Source organism: Bacillus sp. Au-Bac7 (assembly GCF_021341655.1).
Lineage (GTDB): Bacteria > Bacillota > Bacilli > Bacillales > Cytobacillaceae > Niallia.
In genome coordinates this window covers 633,193-648,627 of sequence record NZ_JAJTTG010000002.1, presented here as the reverse complement: position 1 = coordinate 648,627, position 15,435 = coordinate 633,193, and the positions used below count along the sequence as shown (strand labels likewise).

The window sequence follows — 15,435 nt, the reverse complement described above, 5'->3', positions numbered from 1 at the left end:
AAGAAATGCCCCTAATAACATCAAGCGTTATTAGGGGCATATTCAACTTTATTGAGTCAGCTGATTTCGGTCCTCCATTTGAGGAGGCTCCTCCATCCAGCCGTTTTTTATCAAAATTTTTCCACCTTCTTGAGCAAATGTAAAAATATCTTTTGCCAGTAATGACATTTTCGCTGGCAGATCATTCCGCAAACTGAAGGCACCGCCGATTGCGTTTGTGCCAAGCCCAAAGGAAGTCAATAAACTGGTATTATACATCATTAATTTGTCAGAAAAGGGTGCGATTTGGGAAGAAGTTGCTTTACCAGCATGTGTTGCAGGTGGTTCAATATAGCTTTGCCGCAAAAATTCGCCTAAATCGACTTCGATTTTTTTCGATAGTTTCATGCCCTTAACAAGGTATTGTTGCACATCTTTATTCTCCGCAACTTGAGCGAAGCCAATCATTAGTTGCATTCCAATCAAATTGGTTTCAATAGCATGATGAATAAGGGAAACCTCAATTGTATTTAACGATCTCTTTTCTCCAAACAATCCGAACTTTCGATAATGATTTTCCTGTACAAAATGCACCTCTTTTGGCATCGAAACAAAAGCTGGACGAACAAGCACGCCTTTTTCAAGGAGGAATTGGGTCACCTCATTATTGAGGGCTTGTGACTCAGCTGTCCAACTGATGAAAAGGTCATTAATGTCGCTGCGATAGGAAATGCCGCAGAACAGGGAGAATAAACTCATTTCCACTTTCGTCATCATATGTAAATACATAATATCATAGAGGAAATCAAACAGCTTAGGAACTCCTTTATTTATATCATTTGCTGTAAATCCGACAGGGATAGCTGCACCTTCCTGCTTGAAAATTTCTGTAATGATATCAATAGCTTTACCAGCACTCTCATAATGGGTTTGTAATAGCTGTTTTGCTTCACTATCTGCATGTTCTAAAAAATGTTCGAGCATTCTGAGGATCATCGTCTTTTCTTGATAAGTCATCCACAAATTTGCCAATTCTGATGAAGTGATAGGAACGTCCCTCGAAGTCATGTCGCTACCTCCCTAACTTTTATACCTTATGTTATCCAGTAAAAGTTATTTTGATAAATTTTTTTTAGCGAAAGGGCAAGTGCCTGTACAAGAATGGACAAGATGAATAGGATAGTATCAGGATAATTCATCACATATCTCTATGTATGACAAACCTAAACTCCTTTAATACACGAGGTGTGCGTGAACTGCACATCTCCTTTTTTGCTTTGATAAATAAAAGCAGGAAAGCAAAGCTGTGTAAATACATGAAAGCGTTAATTCACTTTATTGCGCTAAAGTGAAATTGTGTTTATAATGCTTTTGTATGAAAGGGAGGAAATAATATGAAGCAATTAAAATATTACCTTTTATTAATAATAGGGACTTTTATCATTTCTTTATCATTTACGTTATTGCAAGGGCCAAATCATATTGCATCAGGAGGGCTAACAGGTGCAGCTCTAGTACTAAGCTCTATCTTGCATATGCCGTCAACGATGCTGTTATGGGTAGCGACCATGCTCTTGTTGCTTGTGTGCTCTTATTTTTTAGGAAAGAATTCTTTCTTGAAATCCGTTATTGGATCACTGTTAATACCGTTATTCGTATTGCTTACAAGCGGCATGCCGGTGTTAACTAACGATCCGCTCTTGGCTGCAATATTCGGTGGATTGGGAGTAGGAATAGGGCTTGGAATAGTGTTTCGGGCAGGCGGTAATACAGGCGGGTTTACGTTGATTGCCCAGTTATTGTATAAGTATAAATCAGTTAAGCATAGTACAACTATTGTATGTTTAGATGCTCTTGTCATGGTTGCAGGCGGTTTAGTGTTTTCAGCAGAGAATGCATTATACGCTCTTGTAGGGGCGTTTGTAACACGCAAAACAATGGATGTTGTTCAAGGGAAACACAAGCGACCGAAGATTGCTTATATCATAACAGCTAAAGATTATGAACAAAATATAAGCGATGCTGTCTTACATAAACTTGACAGAGGTATGACAAAACTGACAGGTGCAGGAGGATATACGAATACAGAAAGAATCATTTTGATGATTGTTCTTGATACAGCAAAGGTAAATCAATTAAGAACATTGGTTCAAAGCATTGACCATAGTGCTTTTATTATTATGAGTGATGCAACTGAAGTATTTGGAGAAGGGTTTGTGCCGCCTAGTCTTAGTTTAGGGAAGGGATGAGTATCCCGCAGGGCATCAGAAGGTTTTCTGAAAAAACATTCATAAACTGCCAGTCAAAAGATAATAGTTGCTGGCAGTTTTTTATTTCGGCATTAATAGTTCTATAAATTAATGTAATGTTTTAATTATGAAGCCTGACAATAGGTAAAACTAAATGTCATTGACACATATGATAATGTAATTTAGGATATAAGCATATGCTTATATCCTATTGTGCAGATAGAATGGAGATGGCTTGAAAATGACAAATAAGGGTACTTCTTTTAATAAGGCAGCTATAGAGGAAACGGCACTTGTCTTAAAACTGTTAGGGGATAAAACAAGATTGTCCATGATAAGCATGCTGTCAAGTCAGGATTGCTGTGTTTGTGAATTTGTTGATATTTTTAATATGTCCCAATCAGCAATTAGTCAGCATTTAAGAAAGCTTAAGGATCTTGGGCTCGTAAAAGAGCAAAGAAAGGGACAATGGGTCGTTTATTCTATTAATAGGGCTAGTAACTGCTATCCGTTAATAAGCGACTTATTAGAGCATGTTCCAAGTCAGCAGGCTAAATTGGACTGGCTGGAAGAAAGTGGACTTAGAATTACTTGTATATAGTGGAGGTTAACATTTTGCTGCAAATATTTTTAGCTATTATTATCTTTTTAGTAACACTTACATTTGTTATATGGCAGCCTAAAAATCTGTCAATTGGCTGGTCTGCATGTGGAGGGGCTGTCTTAGCCTTGCTTGCAGGCGTAGTCGACTTCCATGATGTTGTCGATGTGACTGGGATTGTGTGGAATGCAACTCTTGCATTTATTGCCATTATCATTATTTCGCTCATTCTAGATGAAATTGGTTTTTTTGAATGGGCAGCCTTACATATGGCCCGGTTTGCGGGAGGAAACGGCCTGAAGATGTTTATTTATGTTTCCATACTTGGTGCAATTGTTGCCGCATTGTTTGCCAATGATGGAGCCGCCCTTATTTTAACGCCGATCGTGTTAGCGATGGTGAGGGCGTTAAAGCTGGAAGAGAACATGGTTTTTCCCTTTATTATGGCAAGTGGATTTATTGCAGATACTACTTCCTTGCCGTTAGTCGTAAGCAATTTAGTGAACATTGTTTCGGCTGACTTCTTTCACATTGGGTTTGCAGAGTATGCCTCAAGGATGATTATTCCAAATATCTTCTCCTTACTTGCAAGCATTATCGTTCTATATTTATATTTTCGCAAATGCATTCCAAAAACATATGATAGGAGCCAGCTTAAAGCTCCGAAAGAGGCTTTGAAAGACAAAGAAATGTTTCGTCTGTCTTGGGGTATACTGGCAGTATTGCTGATAGGCTATTTTGGAAGTGAATATCTTTCTATCCCGGTTTCGTTCATTGCAATTGCAATCGCAGCAATCTTCCTATTATTCGCGAGACGAAGCCCGGCTGTTTCGATTAAACAAGTGGTCAAAGGAGCGCCGTGGGCGATTGTATTCTTCTCAATCGGTATGTATGTAGTCATTTACGGGCTGAGAAATGTGGGATTGACAGACTTGCTTTCAAGTGTTATTCAGGCAGCTGCAGACCAGGGTTTATTTGTCGCAACAATCAGTATGGGCTTTATTGCAGCCATTCTCTCATCTATTATGAATAATATGCCTACTGTGCTTATTGATGCGTTGGCAATTGCGGATACAAATGCAGCGGGAGTAATTAAAGAAGGACTTATATATGCAAATGTTATTGGCTCTGATTTAGGACCAAAAATAACACCAATCGGTTCATTAGCTACTTTATTATGGCTGCATGTACTATCCCAAAAAAATGTGAAGATTTCTTGGGGAGCATATTTTAAAACAGGTATTATTTTAACTGTGCCAACCTTGCTGGTTACACTTATCGGCCTATACTTATGGCTAACTATCATTTCATAAAGAAAGTTTAAAACAGGAGGGTATATCATGAAAATAATCATAATAGGCTCTGTAGCAGCAGGTACTTCTGTTGCGGCAAAGGCAAGAAGAAATGATGAAGATGCTGTCATCACCCTTTATAATGCAGACTATGATATCTCTTATTCAGCGTGCGGAATTCCTTATTTTCTTGGAGGAGAGATAGAGGAGATAGAAACATTAACGCCAAGAAATGCTGCTTGGTTTAAAAAGAGATACAACGTGGATATCTTTACTCGTCATGAAGTTATCTCAGTCAATGCTGAACAAAAACAAGTGGAGATTAAGAATCTTGATTCAAGTGAAGTAAAAACAGATGACTACGATATATTAGTATTCGCAACCGGTGCTTCACCAATAACACCGCCTATTCAAGGTGTAAACGAGGAGCATGTCTTTCAAGTGAGGACAATCCAAAATACGGCTGCTATACATCAATATATGCAAGCAAACCAGCCGAAAAAAGCTACAATTATTGGCGGAGGATACATTGGATTAGAAATGGCAGAACAGCTTAAACTGAAAGGCTTAGATGTAACAATTGTACAACGAGGCAATCACATCATGAGCCACTTGGATAAGGATATGGCTGCAAGAGTCGAAGACTATCTTAAAAATAAAGAAGTTAGCCTTTTATTAAATGAGGAAGTAACAGCAATAAACAAGCAGGAAGTAATAACAAGGTCTGGTACAAAAATACAAACAGACTTAGTCTTACTCGCAACAGGTGTGCGTCCAAACACTCTATTGGCTGAAAGCATAGGTGTGAAGCTTGGGTCTTCAGGGGCAATCGCGGTTAATCCAAAAATGCAGACAAACTTACCGGATGTATATGCCGTTGGCGATGTGGCAGAAAGTTATTCTGTTCTTACAGGGAAACCATTATATCGTCCATTAGGGAGCACTGCCAACAAGATGGGGAGAATAGCCGGAGATGTTATCACAGGAGGAAACTTAGAACATCGTGGCATATTAGGCACTGGCATATTGAGAGTGTTTGACCTCGCTGTTGGTCAGACTGGAATGAATGAACGAGAAGCGCTCGAAGAAGGCTATACAATTGAAGTGCTTCATAATATTAAACCAGCAAGAGCAGAGTATCTTGGCGGCAAGGAATTAGTGATTAAAGCCATTGCAGACAGAGAAACTGGCAGAGTTCTAGGTGTGCAGATTATCGGAGAAGAAGGCGTAGATAAAAGACTTGATGTTTTTGTTACGGCGATGACTTTTAAAGCAAAAGCAGAGGACTTGTTTCATCTAGACCTTGCATATGCTCCTCCATTCAGTACAACGAAGGACCCTGTTATGTACATAGGAATGGCGTTGCAAAATGCGATCGAAAAGAAGAATAAATTGATGACACCTCTTCAGTTAACAGAAAGAGTTTCAGCAGGAGAGACTATCCAAATCATCGATACAAGAGCAGAAAAGCAATTCAATGTATCGAGGGTAGACAAGGCAATTAATATTCCGCTTGGCAGTTTACGAGAAAAGTGCAAGGACTTAGATCCAAGCTTGCCTACTGTAACATATTGTAACAGTGGAGTCACTGGAAATGCAGCGCAAAATATTCTTCGCAATATAGGATTTACGGATCTATATAATCTGTCTGGCGGAAATAAAAACTATCAAAGCTTTATAACAAGTAAGCAATAATGATTGCTTACTTGTTATAAGAAAATCACATCATCACGGTATGAACATAACCTTTAGGGAATACTTATAAGAAAGTCAAAATAATAGTAAGGGATGTGAATGCATGAAAGTAACAACTACATGGAATGGACAGATGGCGTTTACAGGTAAAACGCCTTCTGGGCATGAGATTATCATGGATGCAGCAGAAAAATCCGGCGGCAATAATACAGGCGCAAGACCGACTGAATTACTGCTGCAGGCTACCGCAGGCTGTACAGGTATTGATATTGTTTCTATTTTGACAAAAATGCGCTTGAAGATTGTTTCATTCGAAATGGAAGTAGAAGGCTTGCGGGCAGAGGAATATCCTCAGCGCTTTACAGGTATACATATCCATTATTCACTTCAAGGAGAATTGCCTGAAGATAAAGTTGTGCGTGCGATTAAACTGTCAAAGGATAAATACTGCTCTGTATCTAACTCACTAAATGCAGAAATCGCTGTTAGTTACACGCTGAATGGAGCAGAGAGAAAACAGCTTTAAGGAAAAATTTAGTTGAATCTGTTGTTAGCCATCTTATATTATGTTACCTTAATTGGATAAGAGGTGAGAACAATGCAAGATTATAGCAATTATTCCTGCCTGTCTCCAAAACATCATCATAAAAATTAGCCTTGCTATTTTGATTTTTTAATCAGAAAAGGAAGGCTATTTACTATTAAACCGCATTGATTAAGTTGAAAACTTAGATCTGATGCGGTTTTTTTATTTATTAAAAAATGGGGCTTATAAAAATGAAAAAAATGATTTACCAAAATGTAAAAGGCACACAAGATTACTTACCAGAAAAGGAACGATTAAGAAGGGATATTAGAAGGACATTGGAGGATATTTTTATTAGGGAATAATTATAAAATAAAGGATATGCGCACTAGTGAAGAAAGAACGGTATCGTTCCAATTTAAAAAAGAGTAGGCACTGTAATAGGTTATTTTGCTATAAGGTAAATTAATATTAGGATTCTTTAAAAAAATACAATTAATTCCATGTTATAATTACAAGGATAACTCTCGTATGAATATAGTGAGTTATAGAAAAGTTAGAGGAACTTACACCTGTCCTACGTGGAGGTTTTTCTTGTTTAAGAGTAATTAACTTATATTTAAGAAAGAGGCAAATTTGATGGGGAAAATGGGACTAATTCTTTCAGCCATATCTTTGATTATGGTGTTTTTTCACTATAATATTGCATTTCTAATTTTTAGTACAGCAATGATAGCGTTTGGGATTGATAATATCAACTTAAAAAATAAAGCAATGGGATGGATCTATATTCTGGCTGGTATTTTCTTTATTATTGGCATTAGTCTGAAGGGGATATTATGAATGAGCAGCTTCCATTTCGAGTACTCGAAAAGTGGCTGTTTTTTTATGTATTTTTACTATTTTCAAAAAAATGGATGTTGTCATGGGGAAATGTTATCTCTGTTAAGGACAAGCAATAATATACTGTATTGTATAAAAGAATTCATTAGTGAAAGGAGAGAGTACCATGAAATTTACTTTGGAAGTAATGTTGTTTGAAAAGCATAAGAATCATAAAAACAAAAAGCATACTCGTCCTCATCCTCCAAAAGCGGACAAGTGTGAAATGATGGACAAGCCAAAGGATAACTGTCAGTTTGAAAAAGATCATGCAGTTGTCCAGCAACTTGAGGATGAGTTGTGTGCACCTCCTGTAAATCATGTAAAAGGAGATGATACAATGGCATTGATGAAAGAACTGCCTGAAGAAGAAGCAATGAAACTTCACGCTGTTTACCTTCCAATTGTAAAGCTAGGACGTTTTGCTGGAGTTGCAGTCGGAACTACTGTAACTGTTTATACAGACAACCATGCAACCCCTGCTATTACAGGAATCTTCCAAGGAATCATTAAAGACGCTAAAGAAGCAATTGCGTTAATTTTGGCTTCCGGTATTCTATACCGTATTCCAGTTAAAGAAGCTAAGTTTGTTTCAGTAGGAGCTTAAATTAATTAACCTGCTGTTTAAATAGATTACAACATTTCTCCAAACTGATTTTGGGACTCTCCTCTTTAATGTGTTCTTCTTATACTCCTCTCACATTAACCCTCGCACGATCCTTCTCTTGCAGGAAAAGGTTTGCTTTTTATAAGCGCACCTTTTCCGTAGCTTTTATAGACAATTTACATACCATAAAAAGCCGGTTTTTACTGCATTTTATTATTTCGTTGCAAGTGAGACAAAACAGTAAAATGATGATACACCGAAAAAATAATAATAGCGATACTGAAACAGGAAGATAAGATGGTACTTACCATTAAGCCTTTAGAAATATTTTTATAAAGCACATAACTCACCCTTACATATTTTTAGTTAGTATGTTTCTTCTTTATAATTCTATTCCTATATAAGAATTGTCTTCAAATAGAGTTACAACCTTATAATGCTGCTTTATTAAACTTTTGTTTAGTTAGCAAGTTACCTGGGAATAAGTAACTACAAATAAAAAAGCGTACGCATACAAGACCGGTCAATCTTCTACACATACATTTTTTCTAGCAGGGGGAAGGAGCTTATATGAAAAACACAACGAAGAAAATTACGATTCCACGAAGTATCGGCTACGGATTAACGGATATTATGGGAGGCGGGGCTTTTACCATTATATCTGCGTGGCTGTTATACTACTATACAACATTTGTCGGTTTAACTCCTGTTGAAGGGGCCTCGATTATTGCTATTGCCCGCATTGTTGATGCGATTGTTTCTTTAGCAATTGGAAGCATTACCGATAACCTTTATAAATATAAAATAGGCAGAAAATTTGGAAGACGACGCTTCTTTCTTTTAATTGGCTCTCCTTTAATGTTTACATATATTTTGCTTTGGATAACGGGGATGAATTACTGGTATTATTTATTAAGCTATTTATTGTTTGAAATTGTGATGGCTTTAGTACTGATTCCGTGGGAAACACTGCCATCAGAGATGACAAAAGACTTTAATGACCGTACAAAATTATCTACTGCAAGAATGTTTTTATCAGGGTTAGGTGTATTTCTGGCCACTTTTATTCCGGGACGACTAATTTCCTTTTTCGGAGAAGATAATGGGTATGCCTATTTCATTAATGCAGTATTTTTCGCTATTATTTTTGCAATCTGTATTTTTATATCTTATAAAGTAACATGGGAAAAAACGCTAACTCCAGAAGAGGAAGAAGAATGGATTGCTAGCAGAGAAACTACTAATAGAAAAGGTGCCAAGGAATTATTAGCAGCATTTGGTGAAACTATTAAGGTTTATTTCTCTACTTTAAAAATTAAAAGCTTCCGCAAGCATTTAATGATTTATTTATTCTCCTATACGGCGAAGGATGTTTTTAATGCAGTATTTGTGTATTTCTGTGTTTTTGCATTAAGTATTTCCTCTTCTCTGGCAGGGGACATGCTGTCACTGAGTATTATTGGAGTTCCTATTACTATTTTAGCTGGATATCTGATGATTAAGTTCGGTCCAAACAGCTTATATAAAGTGTCATATCTTACGATGATTGTTTGTTTAGCTGCGTTTTATGCTGTGTATTTAATGAAACCTGAATCCATGATTATGTATGTGTTTATTATTTCAGCATTGTACCAAGTTGGTAGAGCGATATTAGACTTTACGCCTTGGAATGTCTTTCCGTTCATACCTGATATAGATGAAATTGTCACAAGACAGCGTCGTGAAGGGGTATTTGCTGCTGTGATGACATTTACTCGTAAAAGCACGGTTGCCCTTGCTACATTTTTTGTCGGAATTGTATTGCAATTTGGCGGTTTTACTGCAGGCCAATCAACACAATCTCCTCAAGCAGTGCACACGATTGTTTACACATTAGTTTTTGGTTCAGCCTTGCTTTTAATCGCAGCATTAGTGGTTGTGTTCACTTTTAAATTGAACAAGAAGACGCATAAGATTCTTGTTGATGAAATCGAAAGATTAAAAAATAACGGTTCAAAGAAAGAGGTTGATCCAGAAACACGAGAAGTCGTGGAAGCATTAACAGGATACAAATATGACGATATATGGGAAGACGATGAGAAGGAAGTTCCAATAAAATCAGCCTGCAGCTGAGTCTGCCTTTCAGTTAAAAAAGAACTGCCTTTGGATTGGACAATCTGGGCAGTTCTTTTTTGATTTGATAATTGATGCACCTAATAACATCAATTAGCGAAAACAAATCGCTATGGTTTAAACAATGACATCATTAGGCGGTTTTTTTCATACTATATTTTGGGGGTGAGAAAATGCCGCGTGTAAATTACAAAAGTTCAGATGTTGATTTAATGGCAAGAATGATGAGAGCAGAAGCAGAAGGTGAAGGCCAGCAAGGTATGCTGTATGTTGGCAATGTTATTGTCAATCGTCTGAAAGCGAACTGTTCTGATTTTGAAGGATTAAGAACGATACCTCAAGTCATTTATCAAGTGCAAGGTAATAACTATTCCTTTGAAGCGGTTCAAAAGGGAAATGTTTTTTATCAAAGAGCGAGAACAGCCGAAAAAAAATTGGCTAAAATGAACTTAGATTATTGGAGAGATCACCCAGGTAAGTTTGCTCTTTGGTATTTCAATCCATATGCTCCATGCCCTCCGACATGGTACGGTCAGCCTCAATCTGGTCAATATAAAAATCATTGTTATTATGAACCTAAAGCAGGGACTTGTGAAAGTGTCTATACTGGTGGCTGAATTTTGAAGGGAGTTTCCTATAACAGGATATTCCCTTTGTGTATTGCATTCATAATCTCACTATCTATTTTGTTAGTATATGTATATAATGATGATGTAAAAACATGAGAAATGTTAAGCTTACAATTTAGGAGAAAACAATGCAATTTCAATATGACCAGCTGCTGCTACAAATGCTGATTGTTCAAATACCTATTATTCTTTATTTAGTAATATCAAATGACCGCGGTGATAAAGCTGGAGAGAACGTGCTGTGGGGTATATTATGTGCCATTACGATGGGGCTTTCTGTCAGTTTTTCCATTATTCTTGATGGCATCCGCCTTGATTCGCGCATGGTGCCGTGGTACTTAGCATTTATATATGGCGGTAATTATGCCGGAATTCTAGTAACCGTCTGTTTCTTTATTGTTCGATTGTTATATGGAGGAATCGGTATGGTTCCTTCCTTTATTGGAATGCTTATTTCGGTGGTATTTATTTTTTGGACTAAAAATAAGTTTCATACATTAATAGTGAAAAAGAAGATTTATTTATCCGTTTTATTCGTTTCTTTTTCATCTGCCATGCTGCCAATCATTGCATTGTTATTTGGGAAAGACCTAACGACAATGACCACATTATTGAACTATAGTCTTTTTGTTCTTGTAAACGGCCTTCTTGCCTGGTTCTCTATCTATTTGATTGAGTCACACCGGGAAAAAATGCTGTTAAGAAAAGAAATCCAAAGAAATGAAAAAATGCAAGTTGTCGGGGAGCTTGCTGCAAGTGTTGCTCATGAGATAAGAAACCCGATGACAAGTATTAAAGGTTTTTTGCAGCTTCTTACGAAAGCAGACAATTTATCAGCTCCGCAAAAGGAATATTTAAACATAAGTTTAGAAGAATTGAACAGAGCCAATGAAATTATTTCTGATTATTTATCGTTAGGAAAAAGCCAAAGCAGAAAGAAACATAGTGTCCTTGATTTGGAGCTAGAAGCAAAAAAATCAATAAGCTCTCTTTCTTCTTATGCGATGCTGTTTAATGTGGATGTTGCTTTTGAGATTCAAGGGCGAGCAGTCATTATGGGCAATTCAGCGCAGATTCAACAAATGTTTGTGAATCTCATCAAAAATGCTATAGAAGCAGCGGCTAAAAACGTTCAAGTATCCATTCGGCAAAACGAAAAGGAAGTCCATATCTTTATCTGTGATGACGGAGAAGGGATGTCTGCAGACCAGCTGGATAAGCTTGGATTACCCTTTTACTCGACAAAAGAAAAAGGGACAGGCTTAGGCTTGATGGTCACTTTGCAAATCATTAAGGAATTAGGCGGAAAGTGGCGTGTAACCAGCGACAAAAAAAGGGGAACTATGTTCCATATTACTTTTAGTGAAATATAAAAGAGAGGCATTCCTTTTGTGAAGGAATGCTTTTTTTATGATGTTTTATAGTGGATTTACAATTATATTTAGTAAACATAACTATAAATTTACTAATAAATAATAAAATATTGGCTGGTTTTATCGATTATTTACTTAGAAAATAGCTAGAATGCTAAATTTTTCAGAATATTATTGTGTGTAAGCGTATTCTGTGTTATATTTTCGCTAAAGACTTTAGTTAAATTTACTAAAAAGGGGGTGAAAGCATGGCAACAATCAAAGATATTGCAGAAAAAGCCAATGTATCCACGGCGACAGTTTCCAGAATACTTAATAAAGACGAGACCCTCTCTGTAACAGAAGCAACAAGAAAACGGGTGTTACAAGTGGTTGATGAGCTTGATTACAAGCCATCCAGAAAGAAGCAAACGAAGGAAATAAAAGCAGTAAGTACCTATCAAATAGGCATTATCATTCTGAATGATGAAACAATCGATCCTTATTTTCAGTCAATTCGCCTTGGTATAGAAGGTATATGCCATGAGTATTCAATGAATCTTGCTTCCACTATGATTATAGGCAAAAACCAGATTACAGGAAGCGGTCTCGACTCCTTAGATGGCTTAATTGTTATAGGCGATGTCGATATTGCTGACCTGAAGACAATCTATCCTGAAGCGAAGCATATAGTTGCTGTTGATCAGATTCCTAAAAATGCAAATGTGGATGTTGTTATTTCCGATTTCGTTTGTGCTACAAACATGGTTTTAGACCATCTTCTAACACTCGGACATACTGATATTGCCTATATAGGAGGCGAGGGCAGGGTATTTAAAGTCAGTAATCTTGAAACAACGGACAAGATAGATGTGCGCAGAAAAGCCTTTGAAAATTTTCTAAAAGAGAAGGAATTAAATAAAGCAAGCAGGATATTGGAAGGAGATTGGGGGCCAACAGGCGGGTACGCTCTTACACAAAAGCTGCTTAACTTAACTCCGAGACCAACAGCCATTGTTGTTGCCAGTGATCCGATGGCATTAGGTGTGCTCAGCTGCTTGCATGAACAAGGCATAAAGGTTCCCGACGAAATTTCTGTTATCAGTTTTGATGATATTGAAGCAGCAGCATTTATGAATCCAAGACTCTCTACAGTAAAGATTCATGGGGAGGAAATGGGGAAAACAGCTGTTAAGCTTCTGCATGATCAATTGAACGGGAGAATAATACCATTGCAAGTGACATTACCTGTTGAATTGATTTTGCGCGAAAGTGTAAAAGGTTTGAACTAATATAGGGGAGTGAGAGTTGATGGGTATTTTGTTTGATTCGAACAGGAAAATTTTTCATCTGCAAGCACGTAACACAAGTTATGTCATGGAAATTGCCAGAGACGGCTATTTGCTGCATCTTTATTGGGGAAGAAAGGTAAAGGAATACCGCCATTCTAATTTTCTGCAGCTCATGGATCGCGGTTTTTCTGGGAACCCATATCAGCATAAAGAGGATCGAACCTTCTCACTAGATACATTGCCGCTAGAGTACCCACAGTACGGCAATTCAGATTTTCGAAAGCCCAGCTATCAAATTCAGCTCGAAAACGGTTCAACTATAACTGACTTGCGGTATCAATCACATTTAATCTATAAAGGAAAGAAGCCTTTAGAAGGATTGCCGGCTACCTTTGTTGAGAAGGAAGAGGAAGCAGAAACACTCGAAATTACGATGGTCGATGAGCTTATTGGATTACAGGTGGTATTGAGCTACAGTGTATTTGAACACTTCAATGTGATTACAAGATCTGTAAAAATCATTAATGACGGCGAGCAGTCCTTAAAGCTGTTAAATGTGCAGAGTCTATGTGTAGACTTCCGCGAAGCCGATTTCGATTTTCTGCACTTACATGGTGCTCATGTTAGGGAGAGACATATTGAAAGACAGCCGCTCCGCCATGGTATCCAATCCATTGAAAGCAGCAGAGGCTCCAGCAGTCATCAGCATAATCCGTTTATAGCGCTGCTTAGAAAAGAAACAACAGAGGATAAAGGAGAGGTTTATGGCTTTAACTTTGTATATAGCGGTAATTTTCTGGCACAAGCAGAAGTGGATCAATTTAGCTGTACACGAGTAACAATGGGGATTAATCCTTTTGATTTCAGCTGGAAGCTAGAACCTGGTGAAGCTTTTCAGGCACCAGAGGCGGTTATGGTGTATTCGTCAGAGGGACTTGGGAGCATGTCAAGAACGTTTCATGACCTGTATCAAACCCATTTAATTAGAGGAGAATATCGAGATAAAGAACGTCCAATTCTTGTGAATAACTGGGAAGCAACTTATTTTGACTTTACTGCTGAGCGTATTTTGGAAATTGCAGAAGCAGGAAAAGAGCTTGGAATCGAATTATTTGTTCTCGATGATGGCTGGTTTGGCAAAAGAGATAATGACAAAACATCACTTGGAGACTGGTTTGTCAATAATCGTAAACTTCCAAATGGCTTAAATAAGCTGGCATCAGATGTTGAAGCGAAAGGGATGAAATTCGGTCTATGGTTTGAACCAGAGATGGTATCCGTTGACAGTGATTTATACCGTGAGCATCCAGATTGGTGCCTCCATGTTCCGGGACGGCAAAGCTCCGAAAGCAGAAACCAATTGGTCTTGGATTTATCGAGAGAAGATGTATGTAAAGAAATTACGAAGCGAGTTAGTGATATTTTAGGAAATATGCCTATTTCCTATGTGAAATGGGATATGAACCGTAACATGACAGAGATTGGTTCTGCACTTCTTCCACCTGACAGGCAAAGAGAAACAGCTCATCGGTATATGCTCGGCTTATATAAAATACTTGAAGAAATAACAGCTTCTTTTCCACATGTACTTTTCGAAAGCTGCTCAGGTGGCGGCGGAAGATTCGATCCAGGGATGCTCCATTATATGCCGCAGACTTGGACGAGTGATAATACGGATGCAGTATCCAGACTAAAGATTCAATACGGAACAAGCTTAGTATATCCTGTTTCTTCAATTGGAGCACATGTTTCAGCGGTCCCTAATCATCAGGTGCAGCGGACTACATCTATAAGTATGCGCGGCGATGTGGCAATGTCAGGCAACTTAGGCTATGAATTGGATTTAACAAGGCTGTCAGAAGAAGATAAAATCGCCGTTAAAAATCAGGTTTCCTATTATAAAGAAATCCGAAGCCTCATTCAGTTTGGTGAGTTTTACCGCTTGAAAAGCCCCTTTGAAGGAAATGAAACAGCATGGCTTTTTACTAATAAGGAAAAAACGGAAGTAATCGTCTATTACTTTAAAGTGCTCGCAGAACCAGCCGCTTCAGCTTCTGTTTTGAAGCTGAGAGGGATTGATGTAAATAAAGAGTATCAAGTAAACGGCACAGACACAGTTTACGGTGGAGATGAACTTGCTTTTGCCGGATTAAGTATTCCTATTGAAATGATACAAGGCGATTTTCAAAGCTTTTGCTGGCATTTGAAAGCTTTATAGA

The 15,435-nt window shown here is 37.7% G+C and carries 13 protein-coding genes; 12 read left to right on the top strand and 1 reads right to left on the bottom strand.

Annotated elements, in window-relative coordinates; translation table 11 throughout:
* Positions 1–48 precede the first annotated feature (48 nt).
* Positions 49–1,047, bottom strand: a complete 999-nt coding sequence (locus LXM54_RS11895) for a DUF3231 family protein (protein ID WP_233315384.1) — start codon at positions 1,045–1,047, stop codon at positions 49–51.
* 326 nt (positions 1,048–1,373) lie between these two features.
* Here LXM54_RS11895 and LXM54_RS11890 point away from each other — a divergent pair, with 326 nt between their 5' ends.
* The 12 genes from LXM54_RS11890 (at position 1,374) to LXM54_RS11835 (ending at position 15,434) form a co-directional block, all read left to right on the top strand.
* Positions 1,374–2,228: a YitT family protein gene (locus LXM54_RS11890; protein ID WP_233315383.1), complete on the top strand. Its 855-nt coding sequence runs from the start codon at positions 1,374–1,376 to the stop codon at positions 2,226–2,228.
* A 241-nt stretch (positions 2,229–2,469) separates the two neighbouring features.
* On the top strand, positions 2,470–2,829 hold the full coding sequence (locus LXM54_RS11885; RefSeq protein ID WP_233315382.1) for an ArsR/SmtB family transcription factor: 360 nt from the start codon (positions 2,470–2,472) through the stop codon (positions 2,827–2,829).
* A gap of 14 nt (positions 2,830–2,843) precedes the next feature.
* A complete protein-coding gene (locus LXM54_RS11880; RefSeq protein WP_233315381.1) occupies positions 2,844–4,142 on the top strand; it encodes an arsenic transporter in 1,299 nt (432 codons plus the stop codon).
* A gap of 27 nt (positions 4,143–4,169) precedes the next feature.
* Positions 4,170–5,816, top strand: a complete 1,647-nt coding sequence (locus LXM54_RS11875) for an FAD-dependent oxidoreductase (protein ID WP_233315380.1) — start codon at positions 4,170–4,172, stop codon at positions 5,814–5,816.
* A 103-nt stretch (positions 5,817–5,919) separates the two neighbouring features.
* Complete coding sequence (locus LXM54_RS11870) at positions 5,920–6,342, top strand: OsmC family protein (protein WP_233315379.1); 423 nt, start codon at positions 5,920–5,922, stop codon at positions 6,340–6,342.
* 639 nt (positions 6,343–6,981) lie between these two features.
* The gene (locus LXM54_RS11865) at positions 6,982–7,185 is read left to right on the top strand and encodes a DUF3953 domain-containing protein (RefSeq protein ID WP_233315378.1); all 204 of its coding nucleotides are present in this window, start codon (positions 6,982–6,984) and stop codon (positions 7,183–7,185) included.
* A gap of 166 nt (positions 7,186–7,351) precedes the next feature.
* Complete coding sequence (locus tag LXM54_RS11860; RefSeq protein WP_233315377.1) at positions 7,352–7,831, top strand: hypothetical protein; 480 nt, start codon at positions 7,352–7,354, stop codon at positions 7,829–7,831.
* Between the two features lie 570 nt (positions 7,832–8,401).
* A complete protein-coding gene (locus LXM54_RS11855; RefSeq protein ID WP_233315376.1) occupies positions 8,402–9,943 on the top strand; it encodes an MFS transporter in 1,542 nt (513 codons plus the stop codon).
* Positions 9,944–10,116: 173 nt separating this feature from the next.
* Complete coding sequence (locus LXM54_RS11850; RefSeq protein WP_233315375.1) at positions 10,117–10,560, top strand: cell wall hydrolase; 444 nt, start codon at positions 10,117–10,119, stop codon at positions 10,558–10,560.
* 140 nt (positions 10,561–10,700) lie between these two features.
* A complete protein-coding gene (locus LXM54_RS11845; RefSeq protein WP_233315374.1) occupies positions 10,701–11,945 on the top strand; it encodes a sensor histidine kinase in 1,245 nt (414 codons plus the stop codon).
* Between the two features lie 248 nt (positions 11,946–12,193).
* Positions 12,194–13,216, top strand: coding sequence for a LacI family DNA-binding transcriptional regulator (locus tag LXM54_RS11840; protein WP_233315373.1), 1,023 nt, complete (start codon positions 12,194–12,196; stop codon positions 13,214–13,216).
* 19 nt (positions 13,217–13,235) lie between these two features.
* The gene (locus tag LXM54_RS11835) at positions 13,236–15,434 is read left to right on the top strand and encodes an alpha-galactosidase (RefSeq protein WP_233315372.1); all 2,199 of its coding nucleotides are present in this window, start codon (positions 13,236–13,238) and stop codon (positions 15,432–15,434) included.
* The last annotated feature ends 1 nt before the right edge of the window (position 15,435 follow it).

Excerpts from the sequence above, each read along its gene's own strand:
- LXM54_RS11875 (WP_233315380.1), top strand. The coding sequence starts at position 4,170 with ATGAAAATAATCATAATAGGCTCTGTAGCAGCAGGTACTTCTGTTGCG.
- LXM54_RS11865 (WP_233315378.1), top strand. The coding sequence starts at position 6,982 with ATGGGGAAAATGGGACTAATTCTTTCAGCCATATCTTTGATTATGGTG.
- LXM54_RS11840 (WP_233315373.1), top strand. The coding sequence starts at position 12,194 with ATGGCAACAATCAAAGATATTGCAGAAAAAGCCAATGTATCCACGGCG.
- LXM54_RS11890 (WP_233315383.1), top strand. The coding sequence starts at position 1,374 with ATGAAGCAATTAAAATATTACCTTTTATTAATAATAGGGACTTTTATC.
- LXM54_RS11835 (WP_233315372.1), top strand. The coding sequence starts at position 13,236 with ATGGGTATTTTGTTTGATTCGAACAGGAAAATTTTTCATCTGCAAGCA.
- LXM54_RS11885 (WP_233315382.1), top strand. The coding sequence starts at position 2,470 with ATGACAAATAAGGGTACTTCTTTTAATAAGGCAGCTATAGAGGAAACG.
- LXM54_RS11895 (WP_233315384.1), bottom strand. The coding sequence starts at position 1,047 with ATGACTTCGAGGGACGTTCCTATCACTTCATCAGAATTGGCAAATTTG.
- LXM54_RS11850 (WP_233315375.1), top strand. The coding sequence starts at position 10,117 with ATGCCGCGTGTAAATTACAAAAGTTCAGATGTTGATTTAATGGCAAGA.
- LXM54_RS11855 (WP_233315376.1), top strand. The coding sequence starts at position 8,402 with ATGAAAAACACAACGAAGAAAATTACGATTCCACGAAGTATCGGCTAC.
- LXM54_RS11860 (WP_233315377.1), top strand. The coding sequence starts at position 7,352 with ATGAAATTTACTTTGGAAGTAATGTTGTTTGAAAAGCATAAGAATCAT.
- LXM54_RS11870 (WP_233315379.1), top strand. The coding sequence starts at position 5,920 with ATGAAAGTAACAACTACATGGAATGGACAGATGGCGTTTACAGGTAAA.
- LXM54_RS11845 (WP_233315374.1), top strand. The coding sequence starts at position 10,701 with ATGCAATTTCAATATGACCAGCTGCTGCTACAAATGCTGATTGTTCAA.